Genomic DNA, 23,838 nt, shown 5'->3' on the forward strand with positions numbered 1-23,838 from the left:
CTTTTTTAACTCTATAAAATCGGAGTTTCCTCTACACACTCATGATTCATTCCATAAAATGCCTGACCAAGCGCAATTCCTCCGTCATTCGGCGGAATCATCTGATGTGTCAGCACATGAAAACCATTTGCAATTAATCCGTCTTCCGTCAGACGAAGCAGTAATCCATTCTGAAATACACCGCCACTAAGTGCGGCTGTCTGACATCCGGTTTTCTCTTTAGCATGGATACATGCTGTGACAATCTGCTCTGCAAGTCCTTTATGAAATTCATAAGCTGCCTTTTCTATTAAGTCCTGATCAAATGTATCTTCTGCCACTGCATTTTCGCCAATATTGCTAACCACTTCGACTGCTGCCCTCACCAGTCGACTTGTCAGAAGAAGTTCTCTTCCGTCGTCTGCTGATTCAATTAAACACTTCTGCCCGTCTAAGACATTTATTTTCTTCTCACCAGATCTTTTTTCATAAGCTTCTGCTGCGAATTCCAATGCCATGGAGGCTTCTCCTTCAAAAGAAGATTTCTTTCGAATTCCAAGTATCGCACTGATTCCATCAAATAATCTTCCTGCACTGGTTGACTCTACCGCATTGATCTTTCTCTCAAGCATCGCAAGCTGAACTTTCGCTTCTTTTTCCTCGCAAAGACCAAGTTTCTGAATGATCTGCATCGCCTCATCTTTTGATTCAGATATTTGCCAGATTAAAGAAACTGCGATACGCCATCCTTCTTTTGCTGATAGGTCGCCTCCAGCCTGTAAAAATGGTTCAATACTTCCGATTCTCCGGAATCCGTCAAAATCTGCCAGAAGTATTTCTCCGCCCCATATGGTTCCGTCCGTTCCATAGCCGGTTCCGTCAAAAGATACTCCGATCACCTGTTCCATCCAGTCATTCTCTGCCATACAGGATAAGATGTGTGCATAATGATGCTGCACTTTCAAAACAGGAAGTCCCAGTTCTTCCGCAACCACCGTCGAATTATATTTGGGATGCATATCGCAGACGACAACGCTTGGTTCCACTTCCAACAATGTTTCCATCCGCTGTATTGTCTCTTTCAATGCATTTACCGTTCTTAAATCTTCTAAGTCCCCCACATAAGCCGAAGGATAAAATCTACTATCCACACCGATACAGAATGTATTTTTCAATTCTCCGCCGACAGCTAATACCTGTCCTTTCCATTTTCCTGACGTCTGGATCGGAAGTGGCGCATATCCCCTTGATCTGCGAATCATATATGGTCTGTTTTTATAGAAATCCATCACGGAATCATCTGCTCTCACACGAATTTTTCGATTGTGAGACAAGATGCAGTCACAAAATTCCGAAAGCTCTTCGAGTGCTTCCTCATCCGATCTGCAGATTGGCGCACCGGATACATTTCCACTGGTCATTACGAGAAAATCCGGCATCTTGATTCCATCCGGATATTGAAATAGAAGTAACTGCACCGGCGCATATGGAAGCATCACTCCTACTTTTGGATTGCCCGGTGCGACAGATGAACACAGCTGCTTCGATTCTATCTCTTTCCTCACCAAAAGAAGAATCGGCTTCTGATGTCCAGTGAGAATTTCTTCCTGCTCCTTACTCAACTCACAGACACTTTGCACTACATCAGGATTTCTTGCCATCACTGCAAACGGTTTCGCCGGGCGGCGTTTTCTCTTTCTTAACAGTTCCACTGCTGCCTCATTTGATGCATCGCAGCAAAGATGAAATCCTCCGATTCCCTTCACTGCTACGATTCCGCCTTCGGAAATCACTCTTCTTGCTTCCGTAATTGCATCAGAACCTTTCATGTCTATCGTTCTATCAGAAGTTTTGATCAAATAAACTTCCGGTCCGCACATATTACAACAAACCGGCTGCGCATCGTATCTTCTGCTTTCCGGATTGTAATATTCTGCCTCACATTCCGGACACATCGGAAATTCTTTCATACTCGTACGCTCTCTGTCATATGGAAGAGCATCCAGAATCGTAAGCCGCGGACCACAACACGTACAATTAATAAACGGATGTAAGTATCTGCGATCCTTGGGATCATACAATTCTTCCTTACATTCCTCACAGATTGCAATATCCGGAGAAATAAAGATCTCTCCTTTTGTCTTCTCGCTTTCTATGATAGAAAAGTCCGGATATTTTTCCTTTGTATCCAGTATTTCTTCTGAAACCTTAAGAATCGCTGCACGTTTTGGCGGACAGGTACGAACTTTCTTAATAAACAGATTCACTGCCGTCTCGCTTCCCTGTGCGAAGATTTCAACATAAGGTCCACGATTACTGACACTTCCTCTGATCTTACAGGAATCTGCATGTCGACTGACGGTCGGACGGAATCCTACGCCCTGTACAATTCCATAGACACGGATTTTCTTCGTTATCTCCTTCTCCATAGACTTTTTCCTCCCGTTATGACTCCTGCAGTTTTCCTGAGACTGCAAAATGCCGTATATTAACAAATGTTCCTTTGAATCCCGGTACCAGGCCTCTCATATTTTCATCTGCAAAGACAATGTCATAGTTCCCATTTTGAACAAGCTTACAATAATCCATCTCTTCTTTCAGTGAAAGATCTCCTTCTTCTGAAAGCTCGGATTTCATCATAAACCAGCTTGCCACCGTAACTTCTGTATTCTGTTCATCACTTCTTGTACGAATTTCCTGTCTGATGGCATTTGCAATCACCTGCTGATGAATGATCAGTATCTTTTTCCCAGCATAATCAAGTTCAGGTATCAATTCATCTACAAATGGATATCCCACTTCATACGGTGTGCCAAATTCTTTTTCCAGATATTTTGCTGTCTCGAGTGCCGCCGGTGCTACAACCAGATTCTTATCTGCAGAGCCTGCTGTCTTTACTTTATCAATACCTACTCTCATTCCATAGCAAATATAATGCGTATTCTCATTTTCTGATTTCCGGAACTTCTCTTCTATATTCAGGTCACTGACATCATGTGGCGTCAGACCGAGAACTCCGATTTTCATCTTTTTAGAAGAATCGTCTTCTTCTGAAGCTTCCTTCTGTGATGCTACATCTTTTCCTGCAAATGTCTTGAATAAAGTCAGCCATGCCTTCTCTTCTCCCACATCATACAGTTCCATTCCGTTCGTATCTACAGTCAGAATCGGAAGATTTGTCTTCTTCTCGCACATTCTCTGTAATGCTCTATAATCCGTTGCGATCACAGCCGGAACCGGAGTACCGATCACCGCTGCAAAATTTGCATCAATCTTCTCTGCTGCATCCGTAAGTTTCGCAACAAGCCTGTCATCTCTTCCAAGGATTGCATCCATGTCACGCAAGCCCGCACTGAAAATCGCACTACGTTCCCCGAACCAGCGCGGTTCATCGAATCCGCATACATTTCCTGTACAGCCTCCCGCATCACAAATAACAAGAATTCCTCCCAGTTCATAGAAAACGGACGCTGCACCTGACTGATCCGGTGCAAATGGAGTCAGTCCTTTCCAAAGACCACGTACAGAAACTGCGTTTTCCTTTGCACTGACTTCTTTATTGAGCCATCCTTCCGAATTCTCCTTTGCATCTGCTTCTTGTGAATCTGCACCGATCACTTCCACCTGTTTCTGCAAAACATTACCTTCTGCCTGTTCTGTCACAGCCAGTTCCAGCGCCTCAAACAGTCTTCTCACGCCTGCATATCCGAAAGGCTGTCTCTCCTCATTCCAATGGATTCCTTTTGTGTTCGGATGATAATAACAGGCATCCTTTCCGATTGTCAGTGTCACGCCACTTTCCGCTGAATCGTAATAGAGCATCGTCGGTTCCATATTGGAAAAAATCTTTGTCTGCGGACTTAACTTTTTCAACTGTCTGATATAAATAAAGTTCTCCCCAGTAATCGTTCCGTAGATTTCTGCTACTTTAAATCCATATTTCACCAATGCTAATGATAATTCAAACGGATCCGCATTTGCACATTCCCCAACAGCAAATACCGGGTCCGGACAGACTTTACGAAAACTTTCAATTGCTTCCTGTGCCTGTTTTTTCTGTTCCTCTACATGAAATTCTATTCCAAGTGCTGCGCCAAATGCCTGATACTGGCTTCCAATTTTATCAATCTGATAAAGTCTGCGCAGTTCGATAAATGGAATCTTTAATCTGTCATGAAAATCCTCTGCTGCAAATCGTGCCTCCGGGTGAAGAACAAGATTAAAATTCGCCTCAGACATTTTCTTATATTCTTCAAAATCTTCACATCTCGAAATCTCATGAATCGTTTTCACACCTGCCTCTTGAAGCAGTGTATATAATTCACAGTCATCTACGAGTGGTGAAAAGTATCCGAGCAGATTTACTACATTTCCTTTTTTATGTCCTGGTTCAAGAAGTGAATACAGAGACTGTCTCACATGAACCATTGGTGGCTTTCGTCCCTCTCGTGTCAATGCATACATATAACATGGACGCACCGGAAGTCCGGCTTTTTCTTCCGCTTTTCTACAGACACGTTCCATATCTGTTCCAAGAAGGGCATCCACACAGGTAATACAGATCATCACAACGGATGGTTTCTTCTCAAGACCTTCACAGATTGATGCAACTGCTTTCGGGATTTTCTTTAGATGACGCCCTGTTACAATATCAGTCTCATCCATGCAAAGGTAAAAGAAACGGTTATTATATTCTTTCATTGAACTGATCATGGACGTATTTCTTCCACAGCACCCCGGTGCCACGATCAGCATGATCGATCCCGGCACTGCAAGTCCTGCTCTTTTCACTCCAAACCCTTCTGCTCCTGGAGAGTTAAAGGCAAGCGTAGCCGGCGAACTATAGATTAAATGTTCCCCTGACTGAAACTGTTTCGGAAGATTATCCTTTCCTCTTTGTTCCAGTTCTTCCGCTGTACAAAAATATGCTTTCTTCATATATTTTCCCTCGACTTATATTTTATCTCACACGTTCTGTTTCATCCTCTAACAGCTTTTCTGCCAGTTCAAAGAATCTCTTACTGATCTCAGAATCTGCGTCGCCTTCGATCACAGTCTTTCCCTGATCTTCCCAGCGTATAATCTCATCACTTCTTGGAATCTCACCAACAATAGGAATCTTTTTTTCTTCTGCAAATGCCTGTACCTTCTCCGTTTCATTTTCCACATTTCTATGATTCAGGATCAATCCAAAAATTCTTGCATAACTGCGATCTTCAAAGTTACGCACTGCGCTGGAAATATTGTTAGCCGCATACAATGCCATCTTTTCTCCGGATGTAACAAGCACAACCTTCTCTGCATATCCTTCCCGGATCGGTGCTGCGAATCCGCCACAGACAACATCCCCAAGCACATCATACAGAACAACATCCGGTTTGTATGTCTCAAACAACCGCAAGTCTTCTAATAACTGAAATGTCGCTATGATCCCGCGTCCTGCACATCCTAGTCCCGGTGTCGGTCCGCCTGTCTCGATACAGAGCACACCACCGAATCCTTCCTTTGCGATCTGATCTAATTCTTCCGGCTCCTCATCCTCTTCTCTCATATAATTCATTACCGGACGCAATGGCTCGCCGCCTAACAGATTGATCGTTGAATCTGCTTTCGGATCACATCCGATCTGAATTACGCGCTTCCCCATAGCGGCAAATGCTGCTGCCAGATTCGATGTAATCGTGGACTTTCCAATCCCACCTTTTCCGTAAATTGCTACCTTTAACATATTGCTGATCCTCCCATTTTATTTCCCTGGTAAAGAGAAAGACCCTTCTTCCCCAACGGAAAAAGAGTCTGTTAAAATCACAAAATATTTTTTTGTCTAAACGCTTCTTTACAACTATTCCCGCTCGGTATCTCTTACTTCCTTGCCGTCAGAGTCTATATTCTATTCAAAATCCATGTCTTTATTGCTATGAGATATCTCTCTGCTGCATTCAGATTGAAACGTATTCTTTCCGTTTGGAACAGTTGTAAATCTCTTGCAAAACCATTAGTTAAATTATAACTTATCACTAATAGAATGGCAATGAATTTCTGGTTATTATAGCGTTTTTTATTTCACAATATTGTTATTGTTTTATCCAACAAATTTACTCCAATATCCCTGCACAAAGATAAATAATACGATCAATGGCAGAATATAGGATACATAGAATCTGGCCCAACCCGGGAACTTGATTCCACTTCCTGCATTCGCTTCTTTCTGGAACTTATCCCAGCCCCAACCATAGCGGCTTGTACAGAACAGAAGGTAGATCAGGCTTCCGATCGGAAGCAGGTTATTACTTACAATAAAGTCCTCAAGGTCCTGAATACTGCTTCCTGCTCCCAGAGGCATGAAGCCGCTCCATATGTTGAATCCAAAAATACATGGAAGGGAAAGTACAATGATCGCGATCAGATTTCCCACAACCGCCTTTGTTCTTGAACAATTCGTTAAATCCATCACAAATGCGATCAGATTTTCAAACACGGCAATGATTGTAGAGCATGCTGCGAAAAACATACAAAGGAAGAAAATTGTTCCCCAGATTCTCCCTGCACTCATTGCATTGAAAATGTTCGGAAGTGTGATAAAGATCAGACTCGGACCACTGTCCGGCTGGACATTAAATGCAAAGCAGGCCGGAAAAATAATAAATCCAGCGATCAATGCAACTAATGTATCCAGAACTGTTACGCAGACTGCTTCTCCTGTCAAAGTTCTTTCTTTTCCGATATAACTTCCAAAGATCGCAATCGCACCGATTCCAAGACTTAATGTAAAGAATGCCTGTCCCATCGCTGCGAAAATAACTTCTTTCAATCCTGCTTCTGCTGCTTTCTTAAAATCAGGAAGAAGATAGAACTCCAGTCCTTTCTCTGCTCCCGGCAATGTCACGGAACGCACTGCAAGAATGATCATCAACACGAAAAGGAGGATCATCATTTTCTTTGTGATCTGCTCTACACCTTTCTGAAGTCCCATACAGACGATTCCAAAGCACAGCACAACAACAAGGATCATACAGATTGTCATTGTAACAGGCTGTCCAAGAAGTGATGTAAATACTCCGGTCACACCATCCGCATCAAGTCCTTTAAACTCTCCGATTGCCATCTTTCCTGTATATAGAAGAAGCCATCCGCCGATTGTTGTGTAGAACATCATTAAAAGATAGTTTCCACCGATTCCAAACCATTTATACCAGTGCCACTTTGTTCCCAGTGGTTCCAGACGGTCAAAGGATAGTGCAATACTTGCCTGACTTCCACGACCCACTGCGAATTCCATTACCATGATTGGCAATCCCAACAGAACAAGAAACAGCAGATAGATCAGAACAAATGCTGCTCCTCCATACTTTCCTGTAATATACGGAAAACGCCAAACATTTCCCAAGCCAATGGCACATCCCGCTGAGATCAGGATAAATCCCAGACGTGAGCCAAATTTCTCTCGTTTCATTTCTTAGTTGTCCTCTCTTCCTTCTTTAGTGTCATAAAATGCTGTAACTGAACTTACAACCATTCGATAAGCCATCTCTGCTGCATATTCCGGTGTTTCCTTTTCGCCTGTTTCCAACCATGTTTTCACAAAACCGAGACAACCGTTCAGGCAATAAGAATAAAAATATTTCATTTCACCTGTTTTCTCCGGTACAAGAGCTGCAAGTGACTCCCGGCTCTTTTCCTCTAAAAGCTGCTCTAACTTATGTACAAAACCAATATCCCCATGTGGTCCTACAAGCGCACTTGCAATCTGACGATTTTCATCAAGCACATGAAATAAATCCTGAATAAAATAGTAAACGGTATCTTTTCCCGGATCAATTGGATGTTCACGGATTGCGCGCTGCATCTCTTCCATCATTTCATTTTCAACTTCTGCAAGCAGCCCCGGTATATCAGAATAATGCAGATAAAAGGTAGAACGATTGATATCCACCGTATCTACCAATTCTTTTACCGTAATCTCTCTGATACTCTTCTCCCTCATCAATTGAGCAAGACCTGTTTTAAGCTGACTTTTTGTCTTTCTGACTCTGCGATCTGTCTTCTTCTGCATCTTCTCTTCCCCCCTTTATAACTTACAGTACTACTGACCAATAACTCTCTACTCTGTTTCTATGACTTAAATGAATGATTTTGTTACTGTTCACTCCCGTGCGAACAGTAACATGATTTTCTCCACCTGCTAGACATTTTTCAATCTTTCGTCTATTATTAGACATATCCAGTGTTGATTAATGGTTGTAAATTAGTTTCTACATTAATATAATACTTTTTGACATGAAAATCAACATTGTATCTATTACTAGAAATATTTTTAAGAAAAGGAGTTTTATCCATGAGAAACGCATTTCGGATTTTTCGCCGCGATATGAAACGCCTGCTCCGTAATCCGGCAGCAATACTTGTTTTGATCGGAGTATCTATTCTCCCCTCACTCTACGCATGGTTTAATATTGCAGCAAATATCGATCCTTATGCCAATACTTCCGGCATCAAGGTAGCAGTAGCAAATCTGGACACCGATGCCACACATGATGATCTGACGATCAATGCCGGCAGCCAGATTATTGATCAACTAAAAGAAAACAACCAGTTAGGATGGACATTTGTTTCCAAAGATGCTGCTATTGAAGGAGTTAAATCCGGTGAATATTATGCAGCAATCATTATTCCGCAAGATTTTAGCGAATCCCTGCTAAGTGTCCTGTCCGGAAAGATTGAAACTCCGGAACTTGAATACTATATCAATGAAAAACTCAATGCAATTGCGCCAAAGATCACCAGTTCAGGTGCAAGCACGATCCAGACACAAATAAACAATACTTTTTCCTCTGTTGCATCTGAAACAATTGCAGAACTTTTGAAAGAATCTGTATTCAATATTTCTGACTTTGTTGATTCCACAACTGAGGATATCAACAGCCTGCTTGCCAAAGCTGAGAACAATATTCAGGAATATGCTCAGCTCCTGGATCAGTTTCAAGCTGGTTCAGCTAATACAAATGCGCTGATACAGAATGCGAAAAATGCAGCCGATTCACTCGGAACTGCTGCCTCTTCCGGTGCAAATGCACTGTCTGATGCAGACAAGATCATGCAGACAACAAGATCCTCCGCAGGAGAATTTTCTTCTTCACTCTCTCAGGCACTTTCCGACGGAGAACTGCTGCTTGGGAAAGCTAACAGCTCCGCATCTGCCGGAATAACTGATCTTGCAACTGCTGCCGGCAGGATAAATACTTCTGTCAGTACCGCTCTTGGTTATGCCAATCAGGTCAACGAATTAAATGCAGACATTCTTGCAGACATGCAAGATCTCGCAGACCAGCTTCCTGGAATAATTGGTGATCAGATCACTGCAAAGATTTCCACACTTCAGGCACAGAACCAGCGGAATAATGAATTGATCAGCAGCCTGCAGACAGGAAATGACGGAATACAGGATGCATTGGATACAACTACAGCAACCCAGGAACAGCTTGCTGCTCTTACAAAAGAAAATATTGATAATCTACATACATTCCGCTCTTCTCTGGATCAGAATATCCTGCCACTGCTCAACCAGACGTTGGATACCTTTTCCTCTCTGACCGGTCAGGTAACCGGAATGCTTAACGGTGTTCCTGCCACTTCTGATCAGATGAACAGCATGCTTGATCAGCTGACTACAGGATTATCAAATACAACTGAATTACTGAACAGAACAAAAGATGCATTAGGCGCTGTTGAGAATAAATTAAACACACTTCAGACAGATCTCAATGCCATCACAAGTTCGGCTACTTATCAGAAACTGCTCTCTTTAGAAGGCATTGATGCAGATTCAATTGCTTCCTTCATGTCTTCTCCTGTAGAGATCAATACAGAGACATACTATGCTGTCGATAATTACGGTTCTTCGATGACACCTTTCTACTCCAACCTTGCAATCTGGGTCGGTGGTATCGTACTGATCGCAATCTTCAAGATGGAAGTAGATAAAGACAGCTCCATGCATGGCTATGGACCGACAACATTATATTTTGGCCGCTGGCTCTTATATATGGTTGTTGGGCTTATTCAGGGATTCATTGTCTGCCTTGGTGATACACTCCTTCCGGGAGTTCAATGTAATCATCCGTCACAATTTATCCTGACAGGAATGGTTTGTTCCTTTGTTTATGTAAATATTATTTATGCGCTGTCACTTACATTTAAGCATATTGGTAAAGCGCTCTGTGTTATTCTCGTAATCCTGCAGATTCCTGGTTCTTCCGGAACCTACCCGATTGAGATGACACCGGCATTTTTCCAGAAACTGCATCCACTTCTTCCATTTACCTATGGTGTGAATGCTATGCGTGAAGCAATTGCCGGTTTCTACGGTTCCAACTTCCGCAACGATCTTCTGATCCTGCTTCTGTGCTATGTACCGATCTCTCTGCTTATCGGACTTGGACTACGCCCGGCTCTTTCCGGACTGAACCATCTGTTCGACAAGAAACTGGCAGAGACAGAATTTATGATGTGCGAACCACACGAAGTAGAACTTAGCAGAAGTACACAGCTTTCCATGCTCTTACAGGCATCTCTTTCCATCGAAGACCTTCGCCTTGTAACAGCTGAACGGGCACAGAAATTTGAAAATAATTACCGGAAGATGGTTCGTATCGGCTTCCTTGCCATTGCGATCATCCCTCTGATCTTCCTGATTCTGATGTTCAGTCTCGAATCAAAGATCGTGTTCCTGACTTTGTGGATTATCTCTATTATCGCAATCTCTGTATGGCTGATTGTTATAGAATATATCCATACAAAACTGGAGGAACAAAAAGAAATGGCCGGTATGTCCTATGAAGAGATGCTTGAAAACTTCCGTGGAAAGGAGGCAGAATAATTTGAAGAATATTTTCTTAATCTTTAAAAATGATGTGATGAAGATTCACAAAAATGTTATCGCTATGATTGTTATCATGGGAATCACTGTAATTCCGACTCTCTATGCATGGTTTAACATCTCAGCGAGCTGGGATCCATACGGTAACACAGGCGAACTGAAACTTGCCGTTGCAAGTGATGATGAAGGATACACCGGAGAACTTATTGCTGTAAAGATCAACATGGGGGATCAGATTCTTTCTTCTCTGCATAAAAATAAGCAATTTGACTGGGTTTTCACTGATTCTAAATCCGCACAGAAAGGTGTAAAATCCGGAAAATATTATGCAGCGATCGTCATTCCGAAAGATTTCAGCCAGAAAATGATGAGTGTTTTCTCCTCAACTACAGAACATCCGGATCTGACTTATTATCAAAATGAAAAAGAAAATGCAATTGCTCCGATCATTACAGGAAAAGGAGCAACTGCTGTCCAAAAGCAAATTAACGAAACGTTTATTGAAACCGTCGCACAGACTGCACTGGATGCTTTTCAGATTGTAAGTTCTGCTGCACAGGAAGCCGGGGATGACTCTATGGTTGATCATTTGATCGATAACTTAAATCAGATGGGAACCGATCTTGGTTCTGTTGCCGGAACCGTTCAATCTTTATCCGATATGACTGATTCAGCCATCACAATGTTAAACACAACAACGGAATTCCTTCAGGAAAGCGGTTCTGGTACAAAGTCCAGCGTCAGCTCCCTGGAAAATTCAGATTTAAGTTCCCTGGCATCTTTAGTATCCGGTACATCAAAGACAATTTCTGATGCTCTGACACAAAACGCCAGCTTTTACACCGCTGTTTCTGATGCTGTTGACAAAGCCTTAGACTCCTATAATAGCGATGCCCAGGCTGCGTCAAATGCCCTGACTTCTGTCAGCAGTCGTGTACAAACTGTAATTGATGAATATACGAAACTGTCTGATGCTCTGACAGCGATTGCAAATGAACACCCTGAGCTCACGATTTTAAATGATGCTGTTGCCAGCATTAACCAGAAGATACAGTTGGCAATTGATCGTCAGACGGCAATCCGCGATAAAATAAATGCTGCTGCCGAAGCACTTCCTACAGCTACTGCAAATGCTGCTGAATTAAAAAGCGAACTTGACACCCTGATCGTTCAGGCAACATCATCTGTCACAGAAGTTAAGACAACATATGAGAATAATGTAAAAGGAAATCTGGACAGCCTTTCTGCCAATCTGGATTCCACAACAGGCTCCATTTCTTCCATGCTTGGAGATCTTGATAAGAGCATTCAGAACATTGCTGGTGTCACAGGTTCTACTTCCGACGGACTGACAGGACTTCAGAAGACTCTTTCGAATTCCGCTGAACTGTTGAATGAGGCCTCCGGAAAATTAACTTCACTGGCTGCAACACTTTCCTCCGAGGATTCAAAGGATCTTTCCGCTGTGACAAACCTGTTATCAGAAGATCCGGAGACAATCGCCTCTTTCCTCTCCTCTCCAGTCAAACTGGATGAAAAAAAGATTTATCCAATTGAAAATTACGGGTCTGCAATGACTCCATTCTACTCCACTCTTGCGATCTGGGTAGGTGCTGTTGTTATGGCTGCCATGCTAAAAGTCACTGTAGCTGATTCTACAAAGAAGAAACTATTCCATCCGAAAGAATATCAGCTCTATATCGGACGTATCCTACTTCTGATCATTATCGGTTTCATGCAAAGTGCACTCATCTGTCTTGGAGATCTTTTCTTCCTTGGTATTCAGTGTAAGCATCCGGTAATGTTTGTACTAACCGGTATGTTCACAAGCTTTGTCTATGTGAATCTGATCTATGCACTGACTGTCTCCTTTGGAGATATCGGTAAAGCAATTGCCGTTGTCCTGATGGTAATGCAGGTTGCAGGAAGTGGTGGAACATTCCCGATCCAGTGTGCACCGAAGTTTTTCCAGGTTGTTTATCCACTTCTGCCGTTCACACACAGCATGAATGCGATGCGTGAATGTATTGCAGGATTCTACGGAACAACTTATGCTACAGAGCTCAGCAAACTGGCAATCTTCCTTGCACCGTCACTGCTGCTTGGTCTTCTGCTCAGAAAACCAATCATAAAGATGAACGATGCATTTATGGAGAAGCTTGAAAGTACACATCTGATCTAATGTAATGGTCTAAAATATATAACTACAAAAAGCCCCCTAAAACATTACCGTGAACGGTTCTGTTTTAGGGGTTCTCTTATTATTTCATATTATTTTCTACCGTCTGCTGTACTTCCTTCGATACTTCATCTGTAAAAATCGGAATAAAAATTTCTTCTTCGATACCTACTCCATAAACTTCATTACCATTGAGTTTTCCATCCATATAATGATCCAAAATCCAGGAATATATTTTTCCGAAATCAAACTTAATCGATGCTGCAACCGTTCCCGGAGCAAGATCATTTTGATTCTCCGAAAATCCAATCACCTTTACTCCATTTTCCTTTGCAGCCTCAATGCAGCCATTTCCAACTTTATTTGCGTAAATAAATAAAACATCTGCACCTTTTCCGATCATTTGGTTTGCAATCTCTTTTCCAAGTTCCTCATCTTCCCAACTATTCGCATAGGCCCTGAGTACTGTTGCATTCGGAAGCTTTCTATCCGCAGCCAGCTGACGAACATCCTTTTCATACTGATCCAGCAAGGTCTCCATTGCCTCATTCGGATAACCGGCAATGATGCCAAGTATTCCTGTCTTCGTCAGATTTCCACCAATGATTCCCGCCAGATGGCTTGCCTCCTCTTCTTTTGGATAAACAGAAAATGTATTTTTACCTGATGCCGATCGGCCATTTAAAATACAAAAATCAACTTTCGGATAATCTCCTGACACAGAAGAAACAACCTCCTCGAACTGTGATCCTGCAAGTATGATCAGATTATAATTATCTTCTGCATATCTACGAATCACTGCCTCAAAGTCTTTCTCTTCGACATTACTCTGATACTCCAGATCAATTTTCTTATCTTTGTTCTGATTTGCAAGAATCCCTTCGTAATTTCCCGTATTCCAACTTTGATCATTTGTATCTCCCGGAAGAATTACAACAACTTTCGGCTGATTGGCCGGAATAATTTTTCGGTAAGTAGTTCCTTCGATTACTGCAACAATGATAAGTAATACTGCAACAATGATGCCTGTCTCAGCTTTTATTTTCTTTTTTTTCCTGGTATCTTCCATGCCTTGTTATCCTTTATTTTTGAGTTCTGTATATTTCAGATCCTCTGACTTTCGATTATAAATCTCCTAAAAAAGGTTTTCTATAGAGATACTTTCCATCTCCTCGATTACCTTTAAATTCATTATTTTCAGCGATGATATTTCCTCTCTGCATTACGAGATCAATCTTTCCGTGCAGATCTGTTCCTTCATAAGAAGTATAATCAACAGCTCCGTGCATCATCTTGTGAGTCAATGTCTGTTTTGCATCAGCATCAATAATCACAAGGTCTCCATCTGCTCCCGGTTCAATAATTCCCTTCTTAGGATACATTCCGTACACCTTTGCCGGATTTGTACAGGCAACTTCTACCAGCTTGTTGATGCTGATTTTGTTTTTCATTACACCTTCTGAGAAAAGAAGAATCATTCTTTCTTCAACTCCCGGAGCTCCATTCGGACATTTTCTGAAATCATCCTTGCCGTCCTGTTTCTCTTTTGCATAATTGAATGGACAATGATCTGTCGCAACGATCTGAATCTCTCCTGCCTCTAATCCTTTCCACAGCGCATCAAGATCCTGCTGTGTACGAAGCGGTGGAGACATAATATATTTCAATCCATCCGGATCTTTATATCTGTCTTCTGTAAGTGTCAGATACTGTGTACATGTCTCAACAAAAATGTTTTTTTGTCCGTTTCTTCTTGCTTCTTCAACTGCTTCAAGACTTTCCTTACAAGAAAGATGTACAATATACACCGGTGCATCACCTGCAAGCTTCGCAAGATAAAGGACTCTTCTTACAGCCTCTGCTTCTGCAAGATTCGGTCTGCTCTTTGCATGATAGATCGGCGCTGTCTTTCCGGCATCACCATATTCTTTCTTCAGATGCTCTACCACATAATGATTCTCGCAATGGAATGCTGTGATTCCATGCAGTTCTTTCATCTTCTTAAGAACTTCTAAAATACCATCATCATCAATCTTATAGCCATAAGTCATATAAACCTTTGTGCTCTGGACTCCGTCATCCATCATTGTCTCAAGCTCATTTAAAATAGACTCGTCTACATGCTGGACTACTCCATGGAATCCATAATCGATAACAGCTTTATCGTCTGCCAGTCCATGATATACATCCAGTTGATGATGTAGCGGGCATCCTGCCGGTCCGAATCCCATATGGTCTACGATTGTTGTAGTTCCGCCGCATGCGGCTGCAACAGTACCTGTATAAAAATCATCTACTGCTCTCGCGATTCCGACATCAATATCCATATGCGTATGAACATCAACACCTCCCGGAAGAACATATTTTCCTTTCGCATCGATCACCTTATCTGCATCCCCAAATTTTGCTTCCAAGTTCTTTCCGATACATTCGATCACACCATCCTCAATCAGGACATCTGCTTCATAAGTGTCCTCCGGTGATACGATCATTCCATTTTTTACAAGTGTTTTCATGATACTTCCACTCCTCTCTTAGTTTCAGTTATGCTTCTACCGCAGTCTATGCTTTCCATAGCTGCGGTGATTTTTTTGCCTGATGAGTGCTGTTTCTAACCTCTTTTTGCTGCTTTAATATAGATAAAGTATGCAAGACCTGCACCGATACTTCCTACTACATATGCATTGTCAAAGATAAATTTCAGTGGTGCAATATATTTTCCGGCAAAGATAATGATCATTGCTGCCACAAAAATAATGATGATCGGTACATTAAAGCCTTTTGAATAATAATATTTTCCGCCGTCTTCCTTGTACATATCAACCATATCAACCTCTGTCTTATGCTCAAACAGATAGGATACCAGATATAATCCTGAGATAGGTCCCAGCAACGCTCCAAGCATTCCACATACATTATAAATCAAATCGTACGCACTTGCCAGTGCATTCCACGGCTGAGCAAATAAAGCAAGTACTGCTGCAATCAAAGCAGCCTTTTTGTAGCTTACTTTCTTTGCAAATAAAGTTGCGATAACATTTGTCGGTGGAACCAGATTTGCTGCAACATTTGTTGTCAGTACTGCCATAATAATGAACAACGAGAAAATAATTACAATAAACGGATTGTCAAATTTACTTACAAGAACTGCCGGCTCCCAGATTGCTTCTTTAAATACAATTGCTGCTCCTGCTGTTCCGCAAATTCCTACAAAGGAAATGAATGCTGTCATTACAGGTGCCCCGACAAGCTGTCCTACTGCCTGTGCCTTCTGTGTTTTACAGTTCTTTGTGAAATCTGCCATAGACAGTGCAATACCACCGTCAAATGCAATCATTGAAGACAATGCTGGGAAGAACAGTTTCCAGAAATTCTTGGATGGATCTCCCTGAAGAGATGGGTCAGAAAGAAGTTTCGACACACTCCAATCTGCACTTCTAATTCCCCAGATGATTACGATAAAGCTCAACACGATCAATACCGGTGCTGCAAACTTTTCCAGTTTCTGTAATGCACTGGATCCTGATCCTGCAATATATACGTTCATTGCCCAGAATAATAAGAACGAAATAAATAAACCTTTAAATCCAAGTCCATGCCATGCTGGAATAATTGCTCCGATAATTGCATTAAGTGCCTGACCGCCAATCCATGCCTGAACACCGAACCAGAAACACCCAAGTACTCCACGGACAATTGACGGGACTACAGTTCCTTTTGATCCAAACACCATTTTACTGAGCATCGGATAACCAAGTCCATACTTTGTACCGAAATGTCCAAGAACAACTGCAAAAATCATAACAAGTGTATGTCCTAATACAATCGTTAACAATGCCTGTGCCCATGACATACCGGATACGATCAGTCCACTTGCCACCTGATATACTGCGATAGATACAATCATACCAATCCACAGATTTCCCATGTCCCATGCTGACCAGTTACGCTCTTTTGAACTCAATGGTTTTGTCGCATCTGCATAATTATTTTTGTATTTATGGATTTCCTTTTCACCTTCCGGTGTCAATTCTACCATATCGCCTATCTGTCTTTGAAAAGCCCCCATAATGTACCTCCATTGTTTTTTATTTTTGTTTCGATATATCATTTGCGCATTGATATCTTATACTTCAATTTTAGTACATTTTGTTGCATTTTCAATGTGATAGCTTTCTACTTTTGTTTAATATTTACGGTTTTTATGTTAGATTTTCTACATTTCCATGAGAGAATTATTTAAAATATTTTTTTATCTTTTATTGTTTGTTTCTGTATTCTGTCGGCGTAAGATTATATTTTTTCTTAAACATACTGCTGAAATAACGAACATCGTTAATTCCCACTTTTTCTGAAACTTCTCCTATTCTAAGCTGCGGATTCTTAAGAAATTGACAAGCTTTCTCCAACCGGTAATCTATAATATATTCAGATACATTCTGACCTGTATGTTTTTTAAACAACTCACTCAAATAGTTGGGCGTGATACAAAGTTGTTCTGAAATCTTTGTCAAGGTCAGCTTTTGTGAATAATTCATAGAAATGTAGTCCATCGCTTTCTGAACAAAAAGATTTGTCACTTTCATTTCTTGTTTTTCTTCACTCCGAGGTTTCTGAATATTTTTCTCAATTTCTTCCAGAATTCCAATCAATTCTCTGGCATTTGTAGGCTTTGTCAGATATCTGGTCACACCAAGCTCTATTGCTCTCTGTGCAAAAGAAAAATCACTATAACCACTTAATATAATAATTTTTGTATTCTCATCCTTTTCACGGATTCGATTGATCAGATCCAGACCATTAATCTCCGGCATCTTAATATCAGTAATAATCACATCCGCATAAGAAACAGACAACTGTTCCAGCGCTTCCATGGCATTTTCAAATACACCTGTAATCTCAAATCCAGGTCTGGATGACAATAATTTTGATAGACCATTCCTGATCTTCGGTTCATCATCTACAATTACGATTTTCATCTTCTGTAACCTCCTTTGCCTGATCCACTTCTTCTACTGGGAGAAGAATAGTAACGGTTGTCCCTTTCTGCCATTCACTGTCAATTTTTAATCCATATGCCTCTCCAAAATGCAACTGGATTCTACGATGTACATTTCGCATTCCAATATGCTTTCCACTGATTTCATCTGACATAATACTCTCCCTAAACCTCATCAAACGATCTGGCTGCATACCGATTCCATCATCTGTTACACGTATCTCAAGAGTTCCTTCTCTGACAATCGCTTGAATCTGGATTCTGCCCATCTCCTTCTTCTTCTCAATTCCATGCAGAATCGCATTCTCCACAATCGGCTGAAGAATCAGCTTCGGAACAAAACACAGCTTTGCTTCTTCATCTATTTCTATCTGAACTGTCAGACGATCTTCTAATCGGTTCTTCTGAATACAAAGATAACTTTCAATATATTTTAATTCTTCCTCAAAAAGTACAAGCATCTCTTCTCCATGAAGTGAATATTTCAAAATATCTCCTAAAGATACTACAACATCACTTATCTCCCATTCTCCCTTTTCAATTAACATCCAATTGATAGAATCTAATGTATTGTAAAGGAAATGTGGATTGATCTGAGCCTGAAGTGCTGTAAGTTCTGCATTCTTCTGTGCCAGTTTTTGTTGATATACTTCCATAATCAATTGGCGTAATCTACTGACCATATAATTAAAAGACTGAATCAGCATTCCTATTTCATCATGTGCTTTTGATTCTATCTGTATTTCAAAATCTCCTGCTTCGACCTGTTTCATAGCATTTTTCAATCTCCCGATTGGCCTTGTAAATGTATAGGACAAAATAAAAATTCCAACTCCTGCCGCCAGCATTGCCAGCAAAACAAGGCCCATAATTGCTTCTCGAAGTCTCTTTGCCTGTGGAAAGAAATCATCTGTCGAAACCACTGAATAAGTCTCCCATCCGGTCAGTCCATTATACTGCCTACAGGCAAAATAATCCTTATTATCCCAGTTGAATTCATATCTTCTAACTCCTTTTTCCATCCCTTTTGTTACGACATCTCCCCAATCATAAATATTCGTCTTATTCGAGCACAGAACATTTCCGGCGCAATCCACCAGATAAGTGTACTGATTTTGAAAGGTACTATAATTATTCAACATCAAAAGTCCAAATGTCTCCGGATTCAATTCTATCGCAAGAATTACCTTATTGATAGAACTTATAAATGTTACTACTTCTTCTGCATTTTTCTGACAAAGCGAACTTCCTTTTTCCGTCCAGGTACCATCTCCAACAAGGTTACTTGCTGCATTCTCATATACTTCCATCCGCCTTTTATCATTCACTGCCTGGCAGCCTGAATAGCTGTAATACACGGTTCCATCTTCATTCATCAGTATCAAATCTGTGCAGCTTGATATAAGATTTAAAAGCCCTTCCATCCAATCATTTAATTCTTCTGTTTCTTCCTGCGTATGTATCTCTTTTTTCAAATATGCCCTCACGATTTGACTGGATTTTACATTTTCAGCCAGACGATTGATCTGCTGAACCTGACTATTAATAGAGATATCAATTCTGTTAATTGTATCAGCCATCTCTTGTTCTTTGTTTTCCAATACAAGATTTTTTGCATTTTGATAAGAAAAATATCCAATCATTGATCCCATCAAAAGCACCAGTATCAAAAAAGAGAGCATTAACTTCTTTCGCAAAGTCATTTTATCTTTCTCCCTCCATACTTTTCTCCATGTCATTCCACTTGTGTTATCATCTTTGCAACATATTCCATTTTTTCACAATCAACAAATGAATAATTCATAACATAAATATTTTCATACTTTTTCTTCTTCTCACTTGAATGATAATAGGATGACAATGCAGCCAGCTTAATTCCTTTGCTCTTCATTTTATCCAGAAATTCTTCTTCACTCAGGTTTGTATCTACTTTCATTAAAAAATGTACTCCTGCATCTTCTTCCAGAATCTGGATTTTAGTTTTCAATACTCCCTGTAAAAATGCTTCCAGGATCCGGTCTCTCTTCTGCTGATAATAATTACGCAGCCGGTTAATATGTTTCTCAAATGCCCCTGAATTCATAAACTGCGCTAACGTATATTGTTCAAAATTTGATACCGTACAGGAATAAAAAGAAAGTTCTCTGTAAAATCGTTCTGCCAATTCATCCGGCAGCACCATATAACTGATTCGCACTGTTGAACACAAAGTCTTGGAAAATGTATTCATATAAATCACTTTTCCCGATACATCAATGCTCTGAAGTGATGGAATTGGCTTACCATTCAATCTAAGTTCACTGTCATATTCATCTTCTATAATATATCTATCTTTCGTTTTTGTCACCCAGCCAAGTAACTCATAACGTTTACTGATTGGCATTACCCTTCCGGTTGGATAATGATGCGATGGAGAACAATGTATCACATTGATTTCTTTTTCTTCCAGTTCTTCTACCTTCGGTCCGTCCTCTTCTATTTCTATATACTCATAACAAGCTCCCATACTGCGATAAATTTTTGCGATTTTATGATATCCCGGATTTTCAACTGAATATTTCAATTCCTTTCCCAAAAGCTGAATCAAAAGACTGGACAAATATTCTGTTCCAGCACCAATAATGATCTGTTCCGGCCGCACCGTCATATTTCGGAATGCTTTCAGATAATCCGCAATGCTTTGTCTTAATTCCATTACTCCGCCACACGGTGGATTAAGCATCAATTCAGTCTGATAGTCATTCATTACTGCCCGCATCGTCTTTGTCCAAATAGAAAATGGAAATGCACTCTGTTCCGTCTGATTACTCGTAAAATCTGCAATATAAGCATTTTTTCCACCAGTAAGGTTAAGCTTATTGCTGTAAATTCTATTTTCTGATAAAACACTCTCATTTTTCATTTTGTCATCGCGTAGATCTACCACATAAAATCCGCTCTTTGGAACAGAATAAATATATCCCTCTGCTGCAAGCTGCCCATAAGCATTTTCTACTGTAATTACACTTATAGCCAGATTTTTTGCAAGTGCACGCTTTGATGGAAGTTTTTCTCCACTCTTAATTTTCCCTTGAATAATGTCATTCTTAATACATTTATACAAATATTGATAAAGCGTATCTGACCCTATATTTTCAAAATTATATGTCAACATATTTACTTTTTTCTCCATTCTGACCTTTTTGAATATATTAAAACTGAGTATTTTTATATAGTCACTTTGTCATTATACTATTACCTATCGAATTAGTAAAGAAAAGGAGATTTAAAAATGAGTACAAATAATGAACGTTATGAATTGAATAAAAATCTGGCACAGATGTTAAAAGGTGGAGTGATCATGGATGTTACAACTCCGGAACAGGCAAAAATTGCAGAAGCTGCCGGTGCATGTGCTGTTATGGCGCTGGAAAGAATTCCGGCTGACATCCGCGCTGCTGGTGGAGTTTCCCGTATGAGTGACCCGAAGATGATCAAAGGAATCCAGGAAGCTGTTTCAATCCCTGTTATGGCCAAATGCAGAATCGGACATTTTGCAGAAGCTCAGGTACTTCAGGCAATTGAAATCGACTATATTGATGAAAGCGAAGTCCTTTCACCTGCAGATGATGTCTACCATATTACCAAAAGAGAGTTTGGTGTTCCATTTGTCTGCGGTGCAAAAGATCTTGGCGAAGCACTCAGACGTATCAATGAAGGAGCTTCTATGATCCGTACAAAAGGTGAACCGGGAACCGGTGATATTGTTCAGGCAGTTCGACATATGCGCAAAATGAACAGTGAAATTTCCAAACTAGTAAGTATGCGTAAAGATGAACTTTTCGAGGCAGCCAAACAGTTGCAGGTTCCTTATGATCTTGTCCTTTATGTACATGAAAACGGAAAACTTCCTGTTGTAAACTTTGCTGCCGGCGGTGTTGCAACTCCTGCTGATGCTGCTCTTATGATGCAGTTAGGCGCAGAGGGAGTCTTTGTCGGTTCCGGTATCTTCAAATCCGGAAATCCGGCGAAACGTGCTGCTGCTATCGTACAGGCCGTTACAAACTATACAGATGCAAAACTGATCGCTGAACTTTCATCTGACCTTGGTGAAGCTATGGTCGGCATCAACGAACAGGAAATTGAACTTCTCATGGCAGAAAGAGGAAAATAAAATGACAATCGCAGTACTTGCCCTTCAAGGAGCATTCATAGAACACGAACAAATGCTTCAAAAGCTTGGAGTTCATACCATTGAACTCCGACAGGCTTCTGATCTGCAAAAAGATTTTGATGGGATTATCCTTCCCGGCGGTGAAAGCACCGTTCAGGGAAAACTCTTACACGATCTTAACATGTTCGAACCTTTAAAAGAAAAGATTCAATCCGGAATGCCTGTTCTGGCCACTTGTGCCGGAATGATTCTCCTGGCTTCTGACATTGCTGAACAAGACGAAACCTATTTTGAAACCATTCCTATGACAGTCAAACGAAACGCCTACGGTCGCCAGCTTGGAAGCTTCCATACAAATGCTGAAGCAGCCGGTATCGGTGAAATTCCTATGACTTTCATCCGTGCCCCTTTTGTAGAATCCGTTCATGCTGACGCTTTCGGAAACACACCTGAGATCCTCAGTATTGTAGAGAATCGTATTGTGGGAGTGAAATATAAGAATCAGATGGCATTTGCATTTCATCCGGAATTAGATCAGGACACACGGATTCATGAAGCATTTCTAGGGATGATCAGATAGTTATCGCAGCATTCTCCAAGGTCTCGTGCAAGTACGGACTTTGGCTCGTTGCTCGCGTAAATAAAAGAAACCGACAGGATGTTTTCTAAATGAGCTTATCATTTTCATCCTGTCGATTTCTTTCTTTTTACTAGTACTATTAAGCAGGTTTTTTACATTGGTGTTCCAACCTCTATCAAATTCCCATCCAAATCATAAAAACGAACAATCTTCTGTCCCCAGCTATGCGTCATCAAACGATTCACAAACTTTATATTCGGATAAAGTTTGTCCAGTTTTTCGACAAAGACTTCGATATTCTTCTCCTCAAAATATAGCTCACAGGAATTGCTCTCTGAAATGATATCTCTTTCCAGAAAGTTCTTCCAAATTGTTTTCTCCTGAAGAACAAGTCCCTCTGTCAGAATGACATTTCCTTCATTATCAAGTATTACATCAAGTCCAAATAAATCATGATAAAATTTCTTCGATTTCTCGATATCTTCTACAACAATCAAAATATTTCTTAATCTCATACTTCATAATCTCCTTGTAAGGTTTTATGCATCTACTTTCCACTCTGCCAGCGGTTTTAGCTCAATCTTTGTTCCATTTGGAAGCGAAAACCAATGGTCATTGATTGCTTTTACCGGATACGCTTTGATTTTCTCCATAATCTCTGCTTCTGAATCTACTGCAATGGAAATATGATCATATCCATTTTCTGATGCTGCATCCAGCTCCTCTACTTCGCAAAGCTGGATACCTTCTTTGTACCAGCATTTTCTTCCCGGTTTTTCACCGATTTCTCTCCACATATGCATCTCAAATACATCTTCAAAAAAATGTTGTGCTTCTTCATATAATTTTGTACGAATTGCCGCGTGATCGATTCTTGCCATCCTGACACACTCCTTTTTGCTTATTCTACTACCTCTATATTACGTTATTTCTTTTTATTTTTCATTATAAACTCAAATTGTTTAACAAAAAAAACAGCGCTTTCGCACTGCTTCTCATCCCTTTCTATATTCCATGTACCTTCAAAACTACATACAGTTAAAACCAACATCATCATCCAAACCTATCACTG

The 23,838-nt window shown here is 40.6% G+C and carries 17 protein-coding genes and 1 pseudogene; 4 read left to right on the forward strand and 14 right to left on the reverse strand.

The features are described from left to right. Nucleotides 1-11 precede the first annotated feature (11 nt). The 6 genes and pseudogenes from hypF to LI126_RS05180 form a co-directional block, all read right to left on the reverse strand. A complete protein-coding gene (gene hypF / locus LI126_RS05155; protein ID WP_227164974.1) occupies nucleotides 12-2,408 on the reverse strand; it encodes a carbamoyltransferase HypF in 2,397 nt (798 codons plus the stop codon). Nucleotides 2,409-2,424: 16 nt separating this feature from the next. After that, a complete protein-coding gene (locus LI126_RS16290; protein WP_442919966.1) occupies nucleotides 2,425-3,675 on the reverse strand; it encodes a nitrogenase component 1 in 1,251 nt (416 codons plus the stop codon). After that, nucleotides 3,652-4,917, reverse strand: a pseudogene (locus tag LI126_RS16295) (nitrogenase component 1); the annotation flags it as partial. The pseudogene LI126_RS16295 and the gene LI126_RS16290, both read right to left, overlap by 24 nt. Nucleotides 4,918-4,939: 22 nt before the next feature. Next, entirely contained in the window at nucleotides 4,940-5,707 is a 768-nt protein-coding gene (locus LI126_RS05170) for a nucleotide-binding protein (protein ID WP_227164975.1), read from the reverse strand. 354 nt (nucleotides 5,708-6,061) lie between these two features. Next, nucleotides 6,062-7,432 (reverse strand): sodium-dependent transporter, encoded by a 1,371-nt coding sequence (locus tag LI126_RS05175; protein WP_055156816.1) that lies wholly within the window; start codon nucleotides 7,430-7,432, stop codon nucleotides 6,062-6,064. 3 nt (nucleotides 7,433-7,435) lie between these two features. After that, nucleotides 7,436-8,032: a TetR/AcrR family transcriptional regulator gene (locus LI126_RS05180; RefSeq protein ID WP_227164976.1), complete on the reverse strand. Its 597-nt coding sequence runs from the start codon at nucleotides 8,030-8,032 to the stop codon at nucleotides 7,436-7,438. A gap of 282 nt (nucleotides 8,033-8,314) precedes the next feature. Between LI126_RS05180 and LI126_RS05185 the strand changes: the two genes are divergently transcribed. Both LI126_RS05185 and LI126_RS05190 read left to right on the forward strand, forming a co-directional pair. Further along, complete coding sequence (locus tag LI126_RS05185) at nucleotides 8,315-10,855, forward strand: YhgE/Pip domain-containing protein (RefSeq protein WP_227164977.1); 2,541 nt, start codon at nucleotides 8,315-8,317, stop codon at nucleotides 10,853-10,855. 1 nt (nucleotide 10,856) lies between these two features. Next, nucleotides 10,857-13,037 carry a YhgE/Pip domain-containing protein gene (locus LI126_RS05190; RefSeq protein ID WP_227164978.1) on the forward strand — a complete coding sequence of 727 codons (2,181 nt, stop codon included), beginning with the start codon at nucleotides 10,857-10,859 and terminating at the stop codon, nucleotides 13,035-13,037. 79 nt (nucleotides 13,038-13,116) lie between these two features. On the opposite strand, the gene LI126_RS05195 is transcribed toward LI126_RS05190, so the two are convergent. The 6 genes from LI126_RS05195 to pdxR form a co-directional block, all read right to left on the reverse strand. Next, complete coding sequence (locus tag LI126_RS05195; protein ID WP_020437170.1) at nucleotides 13,117-14,103, reverse strand: BMP family protein; 987 nt, start codon at nucleotides 14,101-14,103, stop codon at nucleotides 13,117-13,119. Nucleotides 14,104-14,158: 55 nt separating this feature from the next. Further along, on the reverse strand, nucleotides 14,159-15,550 hold the full coding sequence (gene hydA / locus LI126_RS05200) for a dihydropyrimidinase (RefSeq protein WP_020437169.1): 1,392 nt from the start codon (nucleotides 15,548-15,550) through the stop codon (nucleotides 14,159-14,161). Between the two features lie 95 nt (nucleotides 15,551-15,645). Further along, a complete protein-coding gene (locus LI126_RS05205) occupies nucleotides 15,646-17,103 on the reverse strand; it encodes an NCS1 family nucleobase:cation symporter-1 (RefSeq protein ID WP_117499531.1) in 1,458 nt (485 codons plus the stop codon). A gap of 190 nt (nucleotides 17,104-17,293) precedes the next feature. Then, nucleotides 17,294-18,013 carry a response regulator transcription factor gene (locus LI126_RS05210; RefSeq protein WP_117499534.1) on the reverse strand — a complete coding sequence of 240 codons (720 nt, stop codon included), beginning with the start codon at nucleotides 18,011-18,013 and terminating at the stop codon, nucleotides 17,294-17,296. After that, nucleotides 17,991-19,736, reverse strand: coding sequence for a cache domain-containing sensor histidine kinase (locus LI126_RS05215; RefSeq protein WP_227164979.1), 1,746 nt, complete (start codon nucleotides 19,734-19,736; stop codon nucleotides 17,991-17,993). Before LI126_RS05215 ends, LI126_RS05210 begins: the two co-directional genes overlap by 23 nt. A gap of 32 nt (nucleotides 19,737-19,768) precedes the next feature. Next, nucleotides 19,769-21,205, reverse strand: a complete 1,437-nt coding sequence (gene pdxR / locus LI126_RS05220) for a MocR-like pyridoxine biosynthesis transcription factor PdxR (RefSeq protein WP_227164980.1) — start codon at nucleotides 21,203-21,205, stop codon at nucleotides 19,769-19,771. A gap of 99 nt (nucleotides 21,206-21,304) precedes the next feature. Between pdxR and pdxS the strand changes: the two genes are divergently transcribed. Together pdxS and pdxT are read left to right on the forward strand one after the other, a co-directional pair. Beyond that, nucleotides 21,305-22,186: a pyridoxal 5'-phosphate synthase lyase subunit PdxS gene (gene pdxS / locus LI126_RS05225; RefSeq protein WP_226901200.1), complete on the forward strand. Its 882-nt coding sequence runs from the start codon at nucleotides 21,305-21,307 to the stop codon at nucleotides 22,184-22,186. Nucleotide 22,187: 1 nt separating this feature from the next. Then, entirely contained in the window at nucleotides 22,188-22,766 is a 579-nt protein-coding gene (pdxT, locus tag LI126_RS05230) for a pyridoxal 5'-phosphate synthase glutaminase subunit PdxT (protein WP_226901201.1), read from the forward strand. A 152-nt stretch (nucleotides 22,767-22,918) separates the two neighbouring features. On the opposite strand, the gene LI126_RS05235 is transcribed toward pdxT, so the two are convergent. Both LI126_RS05235 and LI126_RS05240 read right to left on the reverse strand, forming a co-directional pair. Next, entirely contained in the window at nucleotides 22,919-23,281 is a 363-nt protein-coding gene (locus LI126_RS05235) for a VOC family protein (protein WP_227164981.1), read from the reverse strand. Nucleotides 23,282-23,305: 24 nt separating this feature from the next. Then, nucleotides 23,306-23,647, reverse strand: a complete 342-nt coding sequence (locus LI126_RS05240; RefSeq protein WP_117961726.1) for a VOC family protein — start codon at nucleotides 23,645-23,647, stop codon at nucleotides 23,306-23,308. Between the last annotated feature and the right edge of the window lie 191 nt (nucleotides 23,648-23,838).

The sequence above is a fragment of the Mediterraneibacter sp. 210702-DFI.5.30 genome (assembly GCF_020560115.1).
Classification (GTDB): Bacteria; Bacillota; Clostridia; order Lachnospirales; family Lachnospiraceae; genus Mediterraneibacter; species Mediterraneibacter faecis.

Bases quoted from the DNA above. Each gene is read 5' to 3' on its own strand.
- hypF (WP_227164974.1), bottom strand. From the start codon at position 2,408: ATGGAGAAGGAGATAACGAAGAAAATCCGTGTCTATGGAATTGTACAG.
- LI126_RS05170 (WP_227164975.1), bottom strand. From the start codon at position 5,707: ATGTTAAAGGTAGCAATTTACGGAAAAGGTGGGATTGGAAAGTCCACG.
- LI126_RS05175 (WP_055156816.1), bottom strand. From the start codon at position 7,432: ATGAAACGAGAGAAATTTGGCTCACGTCTGGGATTTATCCTGATCTCA.
- LI126_RS05180 (WP_227164976.1), bottom strand. From the start codon at position 8,032: ATGCAGAAGAAGACAGATCGCAGAGTCAGAAAGACAAAAAGTCAGCTT.
- LI126_RS05185 (WP_227164977.1), top strand. From the start codon at position 8,315: ATGAGAAACGCATTTCGGATTTTTCGCCGCGATATGAAACGCCTGCTC.
- LI126_RS05195 (WP_020437170.1), bottom strand. From the start codon at position 14,103: ATGGAAGATACCAGGAAAAAAAAGAAAATAAAAGCTGAGACAGGCATC.
- hydA (WP_020437169.1), bottom strand. From the start codon at position 15,550: ATGAAAACACTTGTAAAAAATGGAATGATCGTATCACCGGAGGACACT.
- LI126_RS05205 (WP_117499531.1), bottom strand. From the start codon at position 17,103: ATGGGGGCTTTTCAAAGACAGATAGGCGATATGGTAGAATTGACACCG.
- LI126_RS05210 (WP_117499534.1), bottom strand. From the start codon at position 18,013: ATGAAAATCGTAATTGTAGATGATGAACCGAAGATCAGGAATGGTCTA.
- LI126_RS05215 (WP_227164979.1), bottom strand. From the start codon at position 19,736: ATGACTTTGCGAAAGAAGTTAATGCTCTCTTTTTTGATACTGGTGCTT.
- pdxR (WP_227164980.1), bottom strand. From the start codon at position 21,205: ATGGAGAAAAAAGTAAATATGTTGACATATAATTTTGAAAATATAGGG.
- pdxS (WP_226901200.1), top strand. From the start codon at position 21,305: ATGAGTACAAATAATGAACGTTATGAATTGAATAAAAATCTGGCACAG.
- pdxT (WP_226901201.1), top strand. From the start codon at position 22,188: ATGACAATCGCAGTACTTGCCCTTCAAGGAGCATTCATAGAACACGAA.
- LI126_RS05235 (WP_227164981.1), bottom strand. From the start codon at position 23,281: ATGAGATTAAGAAATATTTTGATTGTTGTAGAAGATATCGAGAAATCG.
- LI126_RS05240 (WP_117961726.1), bottom strand. From the start codon at position 23,647: ATGGCAAGAATCGATCACGCGGCAATTCGTACAAAATTATATGAAGAA.